The sequence below is a fragment of the Peribacillus sp. JNUCC 23 genome, from assembly GCF_053653995.1.
This window is the reverse complement of the sequence record NZ_CM132202.1, coordinates 953,862-971,102: the sequence shown is the minus strand read 5'-3', so window position 1 is coordinate 971,102 and position 17,241 is coordinate 953,862. Positions and strand designations below refer to the sequence as shown.

General features: G+C 36.9%; 14 protein-coding genes. 5 read left to right on the top strand and 9 right to left on the bottom strand.

Annotated features, from left to right (window positions below; genetic code table 11):
* Positions 1-358 precede the first annotated feature (358 nt).
* From JNUCC23_RS04635 to JNUCC23_RS04615, 5 genes are all read left to right on the top strand, one after another.
* Positions 359-1,897 (top strand): maltose/glucose-specific PTS transporter subunit IIC, encoded by a 1,539-nt coding sequence (locus JNUCC23_RS04635; protein ID WP_403074262.1) that lies wholly within the window; start codon positions 359-361, stop codon positions 1,895-1,897.
* Between the two features lie 27 nt (positions 1,898-1,924).
* The gene (locus JNUCC23_RS04630) at positions 1,925-2,614 is read left to right on the top strand and encodes an N-acetylmannosamine-6-phosphate 2-epimerase (protein ID WP_403074264.1); all 690 of its coding nucleotides are present in this window, start codon (positions 1,925-1,927) and stop codon (positions 2,612-2,614) included.
* Positions 2,615-2,825: 211 nt separating this feature from the next.
* The gene (locus tag JNUCC23_RS04625) at positions 2,826-3,668 is read left to right on the top strand and encodes a MurR/RpiR family transcriptional regulator (RefSeq protein ID WP_403074266.1); all 843 of its coding nucleotides are present in this window, start codon (positions 2,826-2,828) and stop codon (positions 3,666-3,668) included.
* A 379-nt stretch (positions 3,669-4,047) separates the two neighbouring features.
* Positions 4,048-5,154: a glycosyltransferase gene (locus JNUCC23_RS04620; protein ID WP_454214572.1), complete on the top strand. Its 1,107-nt coding sequence runs from the start codon at positions 4,048-4,050 to the stop codon at positions 5,152-5,154.
* Positions 5,144-5,842, top strand: coding sequence for a lysophospholipid acyltransferase family protein (locus tag JNUCC23_RS04615; RefSeq protein ID WP_454214570.1), 699 nt, complete (start codon positions 5,144-5,146; stop codon positions 5,840-5,842). The genes JNUCC23_RS04620 and JNUCC23_RS04615 overlap by 11 nt, the downstream gene beginning before the upstream one ends.
* A gap of 107 nt (positions 5,843-5,949) precedes the next feature.
* Here JNUCC23_RS04615 and panF read toward each other — a convergent pair whose 3' ends face one another.
* From panF to JNUCC23_RS04570, 9 genes are all read right to left on the bottom strand, one after another.
* A complete protein-coding gene (gene panF / locus JNUCC23_RS04610; protein ID WP_454214568.1) occupies positions 5,950-7,407 on the bottom strand; it encodes a sodium/pantothenate symporter in 1,458 nt (485 codons plus the stop codon).
* Positions 7,404-7,694, bottom strand: a complete 291-nt coding sequence (locus JNUCC23_RS04605; RefSeq protein WP_454214566.1) for a YhdT family protein — start codon at positions 7,692-7,694, stop codon at positions 7,404-7,406. The genes panF and JNUCC23_RS04605 overlap by 4 nt, the downstream gene beginning before the upstream one ends.
* Before the next feature lie 514 nt (positions 7,695-8,208).
* Positions 8,209-8,988 carry a DeoR/GlpR family DNA-binding transcription regulator gene (locus tag JNUCC23_RS04600; RefSeq protein ID WP_454214564.1) on the bottom strand — a complete coding sequence of 260 codons (780 nt, stop codon included), beginning with the start codon at positions 8,986-8,988 and terminating at the stop codon, positions 8,209-8,211.
* Positions 8,989-9,004: 16 nt separating this feature from the next.
* Positions 9,005-10,378 (bottom strand): MATE family efflux transporter, encoded by a 1,374-nt coding sequence (locus JNUCC23_RS04595; RefSeq protein ID WP_454214562.1) that lies wholly within the window; start codon positions 10,376-10,378, stop codon positions 9,005-9,007.
* Positions 10,347-11,237 (bottom strand): metallophosphoesterase family protein, encoded by an 891-nt coding sequence (locus JNUCC23_RS04590; protein ID WP_454214560.1) that lies wholly within the window; start codon positions 11,235-11,237, stop codon positions 10,347-10,349. The genes JNUCC23_RS04595 and JNUCC23_RS04590 overlap by 32 nt, the downstream gene beginning before the upstream one ends.
* A gap of 12 nt (positions 11,238-11,249) precedes the next feature.
* Complete coding sequence (locus JNUCC23_RS04585) at positions 11,250-12,146, bottom strand: carbohydrate ABC transporter permease (protein ID WP_403074281.1); 897 nt, start codon at positions 12,144-12,146, stop codon at positions 11,250-11,252.
* Positions 12,147-12,271: 125 nt separating this feature from the next.
* Complete coding sequence (locus tag JNUCC23_RS04580; protein WP_454214558.1) at positions 12,272-13,966, bottom strand: extracellular solute-binding protein; 1,695 nt, start codon at positions 13,964-13,966, stop codon at positions 12,272-12,274.
* 26 nt (positions 13,967-13,992) lie between these two features.
* Complete coding sequence (locus JNUCC23_RS04575) at positions 13,993-14,970, bottom strand: ABC transporter permease (protein ID WP_454214556.1); 978 nt, start codon at positions 14,968-14,970, stop codon at positions 13,993-13,995.
* A gap of 600 nt (positions 14,971-15,570) precedes the next feature.
* Positions 15,571-16,713 (bottom strand): ABC transporter ATP-binding protein, encoded by a 1,143-nt coding sequence (locus JNUCC23_RS04570; RefSeq protein WP_454214554.1) that lies wholly within the window; start codon positions 16,711-16,713, stop codon positions 15,571-15,573.
* Positions 16,714-17,241 lie beyond the last annotated feature (528 nt).

Here is a 17,241-nt window from a genome sequence, read left to right as displayed (position 1 = left end):
CGTAAATCTCGATTCTGGATGGTAAGTCTTGATATCTGGTTCGGGATCTCCCGATTTTCGCTTAGACTTTATCTATATCAGTCGTAATCATCTGAAATAATTGGTGGAAAAAGTAAAATTTATTCTTTCCGTCAAGTTGAATTTCCCATAAACCCCTTCCATTCATCATTAATATCTTTAGAATAATCAGTATTGTTTTCACGATTGAAAGTCATTTCCGAATTTTCGTCAAATTACTGAAAAAGCTTGATAACTTCTACTATTCCATTGAAAGCGTTTTTTTACATATATATAATAAGCCCATAAGGGATACCTTACACATAAGACAACATGATTCGTACACAAGGAGGTAATAGTTTTGAAAAATGTTTTTGAGAAAGCCCAACAGTTTGGTAAATCATTTATGCTTCCGATTGCTGTCTTACCAGCTGCTGGCTTGCTGCTTGGTATTGGTGGAGCGCTATCGAATCCAAATACGGTTTCAGCTTATCCATTTTTAGATATTGTATGGCTTCAAGCCATATTTACCATAATGAGCTCTGCGGGGAGTATCGTTTTTGGTAACTTACCGATTATTTTTGCAGTCGGTGTTGCAGTAGGCCTGGCCCGTTCGGATAAAGGGACAGCTGGTCTGGCTGCAATGATTGGGTATTTTGTTATGAACAGCTCAATCAATGCCCTACTCTCCATTACCGGGGATCTTGCTAAAGATAATTTAGCTGGTGCTGGCCAAGGAATGGCGGTTGGTATCCAAACATTAGAAACAGGTGTTTTCGGTGGGATTGTCATTGGGATTGTGGCGGCCTTATTACACAATAAATACAATAAGATCCAGTTACCTCAAGTTTTAGGATTTTTCGGAGGCTCTCGTTTTATCCCGATCATTGTTTCTTTTACAGCGATTATCGTGGGGGCTGTTTTATTTATCGTTTGGCCTTATTTCCAACTTTTCATTAATCAATTAGGCTCATTAGTTACAAGCACAGGTACAATCGGAACATTTTTCTATGGCTTTATTCTTCGTATGCTTGGACCAATGGGATTACATCATATTTTCTACCTACCATTTTGGCAAACTGCTTTAGGTGGTACGATGGAAATTGGCGGGCATATTGTCAATGGGACGCAAAATATCTTCTTTGCCCAATTAGCTGACCCGAACACCGAACAATATTATGAAGGTGTATCAAGGTTTATGTCAGGTCGTTTTATTACGATGATGTTTGGTCTTCCAGGAGCAGCCCTTGCGATCTATCATTGCGCTAAACCAAAAAATAAAAAAGTCGTTGCAGGGATCCTTCTTTCAGCAGCTTTAACTTCTTTTTTAACAGGAATCACAGAGCCTCTTGAATTTAGTTTCTTGTTTGTTGCTCCACTTCTCTATTTTGTTCATGCTCTGTTTGATGGGTTAGCCTTTATGATGGCTGATATCTTCAATATTACAATTGGACAAACTTTTTCTGGAGGGTTCATTGATTTCACATTATTTGGTATCCTTCAAGGTATGGCTAAAACAAATTGGATTTATGTATTACTAATCGGTATTCCTTGGTTCTTCTTATATTATTTCACATTTAAATTCCTTATTAAGAGAAAAAATTTCAAAGTTGTTGGACGTGAAGATGAGGAAGAGACTGTTGCACAACAAGTGACAGCTACTGATCGTGCCAAAACAATTGTCGAAGGATTAGGTGGAGCTACTAATATTGATGTAGTAGATTGCTGTGCAACCAGACTTCGAGTAACTGTTAAAGATGACTCCTTGGTTAAGGATGATGTGATTAAACAAACCGGTTCAAAAGGGATTGTGAAAAAAGGCAATGGTATTCAAGTCGTATATGGCCCACAGGTTACCATTGTAAAAAACGAAGTAGAAGAGTATTTAGGACATGAATAAATCATTTTGAACAAGGGAGTGTATAAAATGCAAGCAGTATTAGATCAAATCACTAAAGGATTAATTGTATCTTGTCAGGCTTTAGAAGGTGAGCCTTTACACAGCTCCCACATCATGGGGCGCATGGCTGTTGCAGCAAAAGAAGGCGGTGCTAAGGGAATTCGTGCAAACTCGGTCGCTGACGTTTTAGAGATCAAGAAGCAAGTAGACCTTCCAGTAATCGGAATCATCAAGCAAGTGTATGGAGATAATCCTGTTTTTATCACTCCTACTATAAAAGAGATTGATGCATTAATGACAACGGGTGCTGAAATTATTGCCACTGATGCAACAGCGCGCATAAGACCTGATGGAAGCACATTAGATCAATTTTATCATGAGGTACGGTCTAAATATCCTCAGGCGATTCTAATGGCAGACGTCTCAACGGTAGAAGAAGCCATTCATGCTGATCAACTAGGATTTGATATCGTTGCTCCAACATTATATGGCTATACAGCTGAGACACAAGGATTGAAGATTGATTTCAATAATTACGCGGTCATTAAACAAATCGTAGAAGTAGTAAAGCATGCGAAAGTTCTTGCGGAAGGAAACGTTTCTACACCAGAAATTGCCCGTTCCGTATTAGATATCAATGTTCATGCGGTAGTAGTAGGTGGAGCTATTACACGCCCACAGCAAATTACCAAACGATTTGTTGACGCTTTGCTCTAGTCGTTTTTTTTAATTAAATTTCGACTTCTGTTAAATAATATCTTTTAATAAAACAATTTTTACAAAATCTAAGCTATACTAAAAATGACTCGAGCTGATGCTTGAGTCATTTTTAGTATAGATCAGAACACTCATCTATAATGGACAAGTAAAAAGGTTATCCTATATGATAAAAATAGCAGTAAAAATCCCCCACAAATAGGTGAACAACATGGAATATTTAGGTGAAAACCTCTTGCATGGAATTGAGTGCAGTATGGACAAATTCACAAACACAGAAATAGAACTTGCTCGATATATTATTGAACATCCTGATGAAATCAGCCATATATCTAGTAGCCAAATTGCAAAGAAAATGCATATTTCACCAGCGACCATTACTCGTTTTTGTCAAAAATTATCTTTTTCAGGATTCAATGAGTTTAAGCATGAATTAAAAAGATATGTGGATCTCAGAGATAAACCGAGCACGACGAATACGATTAAGCAAATGGATTATTTTGCCCAACTATATCAAAATCACTTGGATATTATTGAAAATACCTTTAGAAAAGTCACATATTCTGACATTCAACAAGCCGTCTTCCTTCTCACTCACGCAAATAAAATCCATGTATATGGCATTGGTAACTCTGGAATTGCTGCCCTGGAATTTAAATCAAAGTTTTTTCGAATTGGATTAAATGTTGAAACCATTACCGATCCACATCAAGCTGTGATGGACGCAGCACTATGCACAGAAAAGAGTGTTGTGATTGGAATATCTGTCACTGGCAGGACGAAAGAAATCATTCGTCCTATAAGCATTGCGAAGGAACAAGGAGCTGCCATTTTAGTTTTTACCGGTGAAAAAGACTCTGAGCTATCACAGCTAGCTGACCTAACTCTACTCGCCATGAATAAAAGCAATATGCATATGGGACAGAATATTTCGCCATCCTTGCCACTCTTTTTACTGTTTGATTTAATCTATACCGAGCTTATCGCAAAGGATTATAAAAATAGAATTCACTTTCGAGAAAAAACATTAAAGGCGTTATACGATAATTATTAATCAAAATTATGTATCAGTTTGTATCTCTTTTACCACTATGTTTCTCGTACATAAAGTGAAACTTCAATCAGTGGGGGGATTCTTCATCCCCCACCTACGCTTCTTCGATTCTTCTTAAGCCTTTGAGGTGGGGGTTTCACTTTATCTGATTGAATGGACCATACAATTAGTCCAGCAATGTTGTCTTACGTATTAGCTACTTCAGCCAATGGTCTTCTAAAAAGTATCAATGGAAATGAACCTAAGATTAAACATAAACCAAGAAGATGAGTCATATTTTAATATAGGTTACATGTAGGAGATTAGCAGTTTAAAAAGGTCCCTCATATTATCCCCTTATACCTTTGCCACCTTATTCCTTGGAAAGGAGATTATTATTATGAAAAATTGTGCCATAATAATTCCTGTCCTTAACCCTACAAGCAGTTTGGTTGATTATGTCCACAGATTATTAGCAGAAGGTGCTGCCGAAATTATTGTTGTAAATGATGGCAGTAAAGAAGATTTAACGTATATTTTCACTGAATTAAGCGTGATCGAACATTGTACGGTCTTAACGCATGATATGAATAAAGGGAAAGGCAGAGCGTTAAAAACTGCTTTTGACTATTTTCTTAAAACCTATCAACATTTAGAAGGTGTGGTAACAGCTGATGCTGATGGGCAGCACGCCGTAGAAGATGTGTGCACTATCGCTCATACCCTAGAAAATGATGAAAACGGTATCATTTTAGGTGTTCGGGATTTTAACAATGACAATGTACCATTCCGAAGTTTACTAGGTAACAGGACTACAAGTTTTTTCTTTCAATTATTATACGGGTATAAACTAAAAGATACACAAACCGGGTTAAGAGGCATTCCAATAACTGAACTCCCGAGAATCTTGGAGCTTAAAGGAGAACGCTACGAATATGAAATCAATATGTTAATCTATGCTAAAAAGAAGAATATCCCATTTAATGAGATTTCGATACAGACTTTATATTTTGACAATAATGCCAGTTCTCATTATCACTCTATATTCGATTCCATCAAGATATTTGCAAAACTTCTATCTGGATTTCTCCATTATTTTTATTCTACGATACTGTCAGGATTAATCGATATCGGCAGTTTTATTTTGCTGAACAGTGTGATATTAGTCGGGTTGCCACTTGAAGCACGGATTTTTTACGCCACATTTGTTTCTCGGGTCCTTTCTTCTTCGAGCAATTTCTACATGAATCGAACATTTGTTTTTAGCAATCAGAACAAACTAACCCAGTCAATTTTCAAATATTATCTATTATGTATTGGGATTATGTTATCTTCCTATATTCTGGTAACTTCAACAACGATCCTTTTGGGTGTAAACGTGATTCTCGCAAAAATTTGCATCGACCTCTTACTGGGTATGATCAGTCACCAATTTCAACTTTATTGGGTGTTTAAAACGGATGAAACGATAAAAAAACAAATCATTGGTGAACGGGATGAAAGATAATTTTTATGGAACGTTTTTTCGATGTGTCCAATTTATTGTAAGAATGATCTATCCTACATACCATGTTCAAATACCCAAAAATATAAACGGTCCGGTTGTGTATATCTCCCACCATCAAAATACATTTGGTCCATTCGTGGCAATGCTATGGTTCCCAAAAAGTTTGCATGCATGGATTCTACATGTTTTCCTTGATCAAGCAGCCTGTTATACACAGTATGCGGAATATACATTTACAAAAAGAAACGGAATGAATAAGTATCTTGCAAAGATCTGTGCGTTGCCGCTATCCTATCTCATTGCAAAGCTTTTACATTCAAGCAGAGGAATTCCTGTGTACAGGGGCTCTAGACAAATTCTACAAACATTTACACAGAGTGTTGCTGCTTTACAAAAAGGAGAAAGCATCGTCATTTTTCCAGATATTGCATACAATGACACGTCTTCGCGTACGAAAGCAATGTATGAAGGCTTTCTTTACTTGGAAAAATACTATTATAAAGCTACAGGTCAACATGTATGTTTTGTTCCTTTATACGCCAGTAAGAGTAAAAAAGTAATCCTTGCTGATCAACCCATTTATTTCAGGGATGGGCAAGATTTTAACGAGGAAAGAAAAATTGTCTATCAAAAAATTCACACTCAACTGAATCAGCTAGCAAAGAATAGCGGGGATTTGAATGAATAAGACAGTTTGTACCACATCTCTTTAGTTAATAAAAAAAAGCGCCATGCACCATCGGTAATACAGATGGTGCACGACGCTTTTTCCTATTCGGTACGGATATCTGTTGCTCATCCATTTGATTCTAGATGAAGATTCGACGAAAGTACGTATTTATCCGTCAGCTTACTGATGATTACATAAGCGATTAGAGATAATAAAACAGGTAAAACAACGGTGTGCATGCCTAAAGCGTTTGGATGGAGTCGATCAAATAAAATATAAGACCCCATCCCGACAACCATTGAGGAAATAGCGCCATATTTATTCCCCTTACTCCAATAAAGGCCAAAGACGATTGGCCAAATAAAGACTGATTCTAACCCACCGAATGAGAATAAGTTTAACCAAATGAGCAGGTCTGGTGGGCTTAAGGCGAAGAGGATCACGGAAACCCCGATTAAGGTCGTAACCCAAAAGCTAGCTCGTTTCACCTGCTTTTCAGTCGCTTTTGGTTTTAGATAGTTTAAATAAAGGTCCTTCACAATTGCCGAACTTATCAAAATCAATAAAGAGTTCACTGTCGACATGATGGCTGCCATTGGTGCAGCGAGTACGAGCCCCGCTAAAAATGGCGGTAAAACTTCTAACGTAAGCGTCGGCATCACTTTATCGCCAATTTCAATGCCAGGAAGAATCGCTCTTGCAAAAACACCAATTACGTGCATGCCAAGCATAATCGTTCCAATAGCAAACGTACCGATGATGATTGCTTGATGCATTCCTTTTGAATTTTTATAGGACATCGCTCGCACTGCGATTTGCGGTAAGCCAATAACCCCAACCCCCACTAAAATCCAGAAAGAAGAAACATAAATAGGTGTTAAATCTCGCTCGGCTCCATAAGGGGAGACAAGGTTTGGATTTTCCGCCACAAGCTCTTGAATAATATTGGGTATGCCACCACCAGCTATAATCGTAGCGACTAGTAAAATAATCGTCCCCACTAACATGACGACCCCTTGAACGGTTTCTGTTAAAGCGACTGCTCTAAAGCCACCAATAATGACATAAACAAGAACAGAGACAGCAAAAATAAACAATGCTGTAGTGTATGATAATCCTGTCAAAGACTCAATCAGCCTTGCTCCTCCTACCCATTGTGCAGCCATTGAAGAAAACAAAAAAACAATGATACTAACAGCTGCAATGATGACAACTGCCGTACTTTTATACCTTTCCTTTAGAAAATCAATTAAGGTAATCGCCTTGTATTTTCGTGCGATAATCGCAAATTTCTTGCCTAAAACCATTAAGACAAAGTAGCCTGCTGGAAGCTGCGCCATGGAAAGAAGAACCCACCCTAGTCCTTGTGTATAGGCCACTCCTGGACCACCGATAAAACTACTCGCACTTCCATATGTAGCAATCATCGTCATGGCTAATACAAATCCACCTAACTGTCTATCGCCTAGGAAATATTCCTGAAGAAAGGAATCTGTTGATCGAACGTACCGACTTGCCCAAAAACCAACAGAAAATATCACGACTAAGAATAATAGTAATGGAATAATAACTTGCCAGTTCATGTGTGATCTCCTCTTTCTTCTTCCTCTTCAAACGAAACTTCCTTAAACAAGAATTTCACACTATAAACAACGAGGATGAACATCACAATAAAACTTAAGACACAACTGTAAAAGAACCATTCTGGCAAGCCAAACACATAGTTATAGGAGGCTGGGTCACCTGAACCTAATCCGTAAGCAAATCCAAACCATAAACTAAAATTAATGATGACAAGAACGACTCCGATTATCGCTTCTCTATGGGCTATTTTAAATCGCTTGTCTTTCAATTCTGCATTGTCTTTCATATAAATCCTCCATCTTTACTAGTCGTCTTTGAGATCATTAAACAGGTACGAACCTTCCTGCAACTCTAGTTAACGACATGATTCCCTTTAACCTTATCGGTAATTCTGCATTCTAAAAGATGACTTTATAAGGGTTTCAGCTGCTTTCTTAAACAACCTTGATTCTAAGGTACAATTTTATCACTTTTCCATTGGATACTAAAGTCTCCAATGTTATTTGACAAACTATAGGTAGTCGACGATTCATATAAAAATCATGACACCAACAAACATCGACGCCTCATTAAAAGGGTTCGTTGGATGGATAAGTTAACCAATATACGGTGATACTTGAAGATGCCTGGAAATAGGCGATAGATCGGATACTAGAACATACAAAGTGGATTAGCACCTATGCCCCCGCAATGGTGCACTTTGATTTTGGAGAATTTGAAAGTCTTTTTCATTAAAAACAAAAAAGAAAGCTGAATCAGCCTTCTTCAAGGTGTAGGGGATACCCTACTATCATCCTTCCTTATTCGTGCAAATCGTTAATAGATACCCACTCATATCCGCTTTCAGGCCAGTCAAATGGTTTTTCTTCATCGCAAATAACTTTTGTAATAGTAGAAAGCGGACCTATTTCAAACGTAGATTTTTTATTTAATTTCAATGAGTCCGTTAGTAATATCGCTTCTTGACTATGTTGAATCATGACTTCGGAAACAAGGGATTCGTCCATATCAAAATCATACACAGCATCTTTAGTTACTCCACCACAAGAAATAAAGGCCCGATTAAAATGAAATCTTTTTAAAAAATCAACGGTATAGGACCCTTTAACTGATGATTGGTCAGGATGGGTCACCCCAGGTAGCATGATCACTTTCCCTGAAATACGTTTCTCTTCAATAGCTACATTAAATCGAAGAGCAGCACTCAAAGAATTCGTGACGATTGTTAATGAACGAATATCTTCAATCATATCGGCAATATGAACCGTCGTCGTACCTACATCGACTGCAATCGTATCTCCATGTTGAATAAACTCGGATGCCCTTTTGGCTATTTTCAACTTCGCTTCATAATTAAGTGACATTTTCCTCTCATATACCATCTCTTTTTGAGTAGGAATAAAAGGAACCGCTCCACCATGAATCCGTGTTAATTGTTCATTCATCTCAAGATCTGCTAAATCTCTTCTGATCGTTTCAGGGGTGACATTTTGCGATTTCGCTAAATCAATCACCAGAATTTTGTCATGTATATCTAATTGCCTTAAGATAAACTGATGTCGTTCATCCTTACTCAACATCGTATTCACTTCTTTCTTAATCTACTAATATATTCAATGACTGCCAGCGCCTTTTTTTCCAACGTAAAAATAATAGGAATGCACGGATCCATTCATCCAATATAAAGACGATCCATATACCAACCAACCCGTACTCTAACCATACACCGACAACAAAACTCATCGGAATGACAAATCCCCATACGACGATGATACTGATCAATACTGGGTATTTCACATCTCCTGCCACATTCAGAGTGGAAACGAGGAGAACATTTGCCGCTCTAGCTGGTTCTAATAAAATACTTAGAAAAACAAGGAGAACAGTGAGATGCTTAATGTCTTCGTTTGCTGTAAAAAATGAAATAATGGTTGCAGATAATAAGGCGATAAGAGCTGTTAGAATAGTTGTTACAACAATACTTTTCATTAATAATCTTATTGAAAAATTATAAGCATTATCGTGCATTTTATTGCCAATTAGCTTCCCAGTGATGATTTGCGCAGCTTGTGAAATGGCCATTGAACATGCAAAGACAATCGAAGTGATTGCTTGAGTATAAATCTTAGTCGTAATCGTAGCAGCACCCAAGCTTGCAATGAAACCAGTGATAATCACTTGCGATAAATTGTAGGAGACGTGTTCTCCGGCTGAGGGAATCCCAAGGACCAGAATTTTTTTCATTGCCTTCCATTCTAACTTTAACCAATTGATGCCACCAAACAGAAGTTTCTTATGCATCATAAAATACATACATAATACAATCATACCGATCATCCGGCTTATATTCGTCGCAACAGCAACGCCAAATACTCCTTCACCTAATATTGTAATCGGTGTAAACAATACAATATAGTTAAAAGCAATATTTAAAATGTTTATCATTATTGTCACAAACATAACAAGCTTTACCATTGAGTAACTTCTAAATATACTCCCCATCAGGCCCATAATCGAATGAAAAACAAGTCCATATGCAATTACCTTTAAATAGGTAGATGCCTCGACCATTAAACTTTCAGGTGTTTGCAGCATTTTCAGGAAGGACTCATTAAAGACTACTAATACCGTCGTCATGCAGATCGTAAACATGACATTTAAATAAAATGCATGTGATACAACTTTTGCACTTTTTTCTTTTTGACCGGTACTGGAAAGTTGGGTTAACTGAATCGTTGTTCCAATATTAATAAATCCGTATATCATCGTTGTAACAACAATGATTTGATTCGCTAAACCAACTGCTGCAACACCATTATCTGAATACTGACTCAACATCAATACATCCATGTTGCCGAGTAGTAATTGAAACAATTGCTCTACTAATAAAGGAATAAACAAATATTTAAATCGTGGGATTTCCTGGTGATTTTTCATGCTATTTGTAATCTTGATACTTTGTTGTTTCAATGAGATATGTCTCAAATACCTGTTGATTACTTAATTCGATGACACGCGCACCACGAGTAAGCTCACCATAGCACTGAAATCCACTAATTCTACCATAGCATAATCGAATATCATGATAGTCAGCAACAAAGTCATTGTCATGATCATGACCACAAAATATACCTGCGACATGCCCATTTAGTAATAATGAAGTGAATAGTCCCGTATTCACCATTGGTGAAGAAATGCTCTCATTTCTCTGCCCACTCACTTGCCCTTCCATAAATGCTTCTTTATATTCTGGAAGTGGAATATGCAAGAATAATAAATCCTTTTTAAAATCTTGTTCTCTATTACGATATTGATTAGAAACTTCGTTAAACCATGTCACTTGATCTGGATGAACAAACTCGTAAGTTCCAATTCCAAGCGGATCAATTGAACCGCTGTCGATGAAATAAAGGACATTTGCAACTTCATCATGTTGATTTTTAATTTCAACACAATAAGACGCTCGATCTTTTGCAATATGCAAATGTTTTTTCTCAACAAGCAAATCAATTTTTTCTTCCATTTTTCTTAATTCAGAACGTGAAATTCCTTCTTCTGAATCATGGTTACCATACGTAATCGCGATTGGTTTCTTTAATTCATTTAATACCTTTATCAATTCAGCGAAACTTTTTTCCGGCCCCAGAACACCTTCAGACCAAATCAAATCTCCGGTGATCACAATTAAATCCGGATTTGCTTTTTCAGTCATATCCTTTATATGATCAAACGTAAGATCATCATGTTCATGAAATGGCATTGAACCCACATGTAAATCAGTCAATTGTAAAATCCTAAACTTTCCTTCTTCTCTCATCATAAGCTCCATCAATTAAGCCTCCTATTCTTTCACTGATCCAATATTCACACCTTTTACAAAATGCTTTTGGATAAATGGATAGATCATAATAATAGGTGCTACAACTAGAATAATGGTTGCCATCTTTAATGAATCACCGGTAACCGTAATTTTTTCTAATGCTGCATATGCACCTGAGTTTCTAAGTAATGCATCTGCCATTGCTTGTTGTCTCGTTAACATTTCCTGTAATAGAGTTGCAAGTGGCTTTAATTCAGGATTTCTTACATAGAACGATCCTGAGAACCAATCATTCCAATGGGCAACCGCATTAAATAGTCCTATTGTTGCGATAACCGGTTTACTCATCGGCAAGATAATCTTCAAGAAAATTTGAAATTCACTACAGCCATCAATTCTAGCCGCTTCTTCAATACTATCTGGTATTGCCTGAAAAAACGTCTTCATAATTAAAATATTCCATACACTATAAAGACTTGGGATAATATAAACCCAGATTGTATTTGTTAAATGGAGTTCCGTTAATACTAAATAATAAGGAACGATACCACCGCTAAATAACATTGTAAAAAAGATAAAAAATGTGATGACCTTTCTACCAGGTAATGTTTTCGTTTTAAGTGCGTAAGCCGCCATTGCCGTTAAAAATACACTAATGATCGTTCCTACTACTGTTCTGAACAAACTAATTCCAAGTGCATTTAAGATAGATGATTGTTGAAATACCTCGATATAATTCCCAAAGCTAAACTCTCTAGGGAAAAAGTAAATTCCGCCCCTTTGCGCATCGGTTCCTTCATTTAACGATAGAGCTAAAATATTTAAAAAAGGAAGAATAATAGATAAGCAAAGTAGAACCACGATAACGATATTGAAAGTTTTAAAAAACCGCCATGTTTTATCATGCTCGTTGAACATGTGAATTCCTCCTTTATTAAAGCAAGAGGGTGTCCCAAAAGGATCTGACTTCGCACTCTATACACTGTATATAGTCGTAGAGGGGTCTGACCCTTTCGTTACGGGAGAGCCCCCTTTTAATAGTTTTAGAATCTAATTGTCGTACCTTCTTTTTCTTTCTTTTCAACCAGCTTGATATATTCATTTAACCCTGACTTTTCAAGCAATTCTTTTGATTCTTGTAAGATTTGTGCTGCTTCTTTCTCTGACTTACTATAGTAAGCACGTAATAAATTTTCATTGTACGTATCGAGAGCAATGTTTAAATTGTCACCATTTTCAAGTTCGAAAATAAATGATTTAGGTGTTGATCCGTCAATTACTTGTGCATTTTTTAATCTTTCATCATAATTCCACATCTCAATGATTTTTTCCGCAGCTTGTGTATCTTCATCAACAACTCTTGCACCGTATTCAAATTCACCAAAGTCTGCCATATTATCAATGTCTGTATAGCCAAGATGTTCTGCCCAATATGAACCCGCTCCTCTGAAACCAAGTTTCGCAGCTTGTGCAGGATCGTTTTCTTTTAATTCTAAAACTTCTTTCTTAACAATTGGATTACCCTTTTCATCTAACGTGTAGTCTCTTCCTTCGATTCCATATTGGCTTAATAATTTACCTTCACGACTTGCTAAAAAGTCAGCTAATTTTACAATATCTTCTGGATACTCTGTTGTTTTCGGGATTGACCAACCAGCATATCCTGATTTATACGTTAATTGCATTTGATAATCGCCTTCAACTGTATCGATCGGTCCAAGCGGAACATATTTCATATCGTTATTTTGAACAACATAGTTATGCATATCAGCTACAATTCCAAATGATTTGTTGACAATACCTTCTTTTGCTCGATTTTCTTCCATTGTAAAGAATTCTGGATGAAGAAGATTCTCTGCTAATAAATCCCTGACAAAGTTAACACGCTTTAAACCATAACCTGTTTGAGCCTCATGCTTAATTTTCCCATTTTCATCTTTTAAGAATTTCTCTCCAGTTTCACCTGACCATACAAGATCATTGAAAATAAAGTCTCTGTCAGCTCCACCCCATGCAGTTGGACCAATCGGTGTTACCGGCTTTCCATTCTCATCTTTAAAATTACCTTCTTTAATCTTCACGGCTAAGTCACGTAATTCTTCCGTTGTATCGATTTCCATCGGATCAATCCCTAATTGATCGACAATCTCTTTTAAAATATAAGGTCCACCAACATATTTACGTTTAACAGTACCAGGCTCACGAGCCATTGACATATGAGCGAAGTAACTTGCACCTTTAAATTCATCTCTAAACATAATATTGTCTTTCGTATCTTTTGGTAGGTAACCTTCTTCAAAATATTTACTATAAATCTCTGTTTCTTTCAACATCGGTGTTAAATCATGGAACATCCCTTCACGACCAGCTTTTAATAATATTTGCATCTCAGGTCGTCCACTATGATCCAAGTAATAAGCAACGAAATCAGGTAAATCTCCTGATGCTAACCCTGTAGTCAAGGCCTCAGTCGAATCTTCAACTGTAATCCCTTGTAATTCTAATGTAATCCCTGTTTTTTTCTTTAATTCTGCAGCGATTTCAGGGTTCATTCCCGCTGAAACGTCGCCATCACTCATGAATACTAACCCTTTAATTGTTCGATCTGCAATCCATGTATCAGGTGCACCCTCTGGCTTTTCATGATTCATTGTCTCTTTTGAATTATTCGAACAAGCGGTAAGTAACAGAATGCCTACTAATAACAGTGTTAGTAACTTATATGACATCTTTTTCATAGTGAGTGTATTCCCTCCAATTTCATTTACCATAATGATGTATTAAATTTCTTACTAGAAAAACGGTTAACTACTAACACAAGGATTAAACCTACAATCCCTTGCATCATTCCTACTGCTGTTGCATATCCAAATTGGCCACTTTGAAGCCCAGTGCGAATGACATACGTATCAATAATTTCAGAAACCTCCGCATTTCCTGGTGTTTTTAATAAATAGATTTGATCGAATCCTGCAGATAAGATATTCCCTAACGATAAAATGAATAAAATTAAAATCGTCGGTCTAATACCCGTTAATGTGATGTGCCAAATTTGTCTCCATCTATTTGCCCCATCAATGGCTGCGGCCTCATAAAGGCTAGGGCTAATCCCCATAATTGCGGCAAAATAAATGATAGAATTCCAACCAATATCCTTCCAAACATAGCTCCAAAACATGATAGAATGAAAACTCTCTTCTTCCATTAAGAAGAACGTGCTACCATCACCTCCAAAGAACGAAATCACTTGATTTAGTAGTCCTGTGTTCGGTGCTAAAATACTTTGTAAGATCCCTACCACAACAACCCATGATAAAAAATGTGGCAAGTAGGTAATACTTTGAAAAAAGCTTCTTATTTTATTATTTTTAATTTCATTAAACATAAGTGCTAAAATAATCGGAAATGGCAATGCCAATATTAATTTCATCGAGCTGATGATGAGTGTATTTTTAATAAATGTCCAACTTTGAGGGTCGTTAAAAAATCGTTCAAAGTATTGGAAGCCAACCCAAGCACCACCAAAAAGTCCTGTATCAAATCGAAATTCCTTGAATGCCAATACCATACCAGCCATAGGTAAATAGGAGAAAATAATGAAGAATATAATACAAGGTAAGAGCATGAAATATTGTGCACGATGCTGCCAGATATTTTCATAGCTAAGCTTCATTGGCTTTACCTTGTGCTTTTTTTTCTTCTTAGGTGCTGTCTCAATATTGTTTCCAGATGTGATATCCATTCAACTAACTCCTCCTTTCTAACCCTCTTTTGATTTTTTCGTAAAATAAAGTGAAACTTCGATCAGTGGAGGGGCTTCATCCCCCACTGATTATTAGTCCCGTTCTAGTGTCGCTAAATCTTCGATAAAGCGATACTACGAACCCGATTCAATGAATCACAGACTAAGCAACGTCTGTGTGACCCACATCCTGTGACTTTTGAAGACCACAAAGGTAAGTTTCACTGTATCTCACCAATCGGGCTTTTTCATAAAAAAGCGAGGCGACTGCCCAGCCCCGACAAGCATAAGATGGAATACGGCGTGGCGTAGTTTGCCACAGAGTATTACAGCTTATGACCTCAGACGGGCTAGGAGCCGCAACTAGATTGGGCAGTTGTCCCCCACCTACGCTTCTTCGATTCCTCTAAGCCTGGAGGTGGGGTCTTGACTTTCCGTTAATGCGGAATAAACGAGATTCGTTAATGAAATTCAGTTGGTGAATACGAGTACTGAATGATTCGTTCTTTAGTTGACCTAAGGTACTTCCACTCGAAAGAAAATATGTGACTGATGTGCATCAGGTGTAACAGTCCATTGATCGTTTCCGAATTAGTCGTTTTAAATAGCGACAACTTTTTCATCTTTGTTCATTCCTACCGGATTTAATTCGATTCGTTCTGTTGTTTCTTTATCAAAAAAGTGAATGTTTTCAAAATCAAAGGTCATATCAATTGATTGACCTGTTTCAAATGGCTCCATCGCATCCACTTTGGCAATTAGTGCTTTTTCATTTAATTTCACATGTAATATGATTTCAGAACCTGTTAACTCTGCTAATTCAATATTTGTTTTAAAGTCAAATTTTCTGTTACTTTGTTCATGTTTATCAGATCGTCTAATATGTTCAGGTCGAACCCCGACAACTAGGCTTTTATTTAGATAGCCTATTGCTTTTAAATGATTAATTTGTTCGCTTGGGAGTGGAATAATCATCCCTACGACATCTAGTCCAGCTTCTGTTAACGTACCTTCAATAAAATTCATCGCAGGGGCACCAATGAAACTACCAACAAAGATATTGTTTGGTTTTGCATAGATTTCTCGAGGTGTTCCTACTTGTTGAATGACACCATCCTTTAATACGACAATTCTAGATGCCATCGTCATTGCTTCCGTTTGATCATGGGTAACATATATCGTTGTTGTTTTTAATTCTTTATGAAGTTTCGTAATTTCAGCACGCATTTGCGTTCTTAATTTGGCATCAAGATTAGAAAGCGGCTCGTCCATTAAGAATACTTTCGCATCTCGTACGATCGCTCTACCAAGGGCTACACGTTGTCTTTGACCACCAGATAAAGCCTTTGGTTTTCGTTCTAACAAAGATTCAATATCTAAAATTTTGGCTGCTTTATGTACACGTTCATTGATTTCTTTTTTTGGTACCTTTCTTAACTTTAAAGAAAAAGCCATATTGCCAAATACAGTCATATGTGGATATAACGCATAGTTCTGGAAAACCATCGCAATATCTCTGTCTTTCGGATGGAGATTATTTACTACCTTGTCATCTATGAGAAGTTCACCGCCACTAATACTTTCTAGACCGGCTATCATTCTTAATGTGGTCGATTTCCCACAACCTGATGGTCCAACAAATACAATAAACTCTTCATCATTTATGGTTAAATTAAAGTCTTTAACTGCTTTTACGCCGCCACTATACTCTTTAGAAAGATTACGTATAAGTAATTTAGCCATGTTGCCTCCTAAACAAACTTTTTTATTCTCTTTTTCGTTTTGTTTTGCTTTTGTTTACTTTTACAATTTACCAATCAAACATTGAGTAAATATTTTGATAATGTAAAAGATTCATTAATCTATTTGTTAATCCAACATCGGCCAGTTCATAGATTTACCGAAAGAAGCATTTTTTCATTGGCTCGATTCGCTACTCAAATTTCCTCATAAAGTGGAACTTCAATCAGCGTGGGGGATTACTCCCGTTAATGTGGAATAAATACGAAAGAAGCAGGGCAATCTAAGATGCCCTGCTTCTTTCGTATTTATATTCTTGTGATCACCAAAGAGGTCGTCCAAAGGGAGAGAATATCTTAAAGAGAAAATGACGTTTCTTCGTACGCACTAAGCGTCCCCTTAGACTGAAACACACCATGATCAGAAGGTAGTGCTTTATTAAGATAGCATTTACATCATGAATGTCATCTTCAATATCCCCTTCTTCCATTGCTCGACTAGTTGCTTAAACGAATGTAGTTCTTGTGGTTA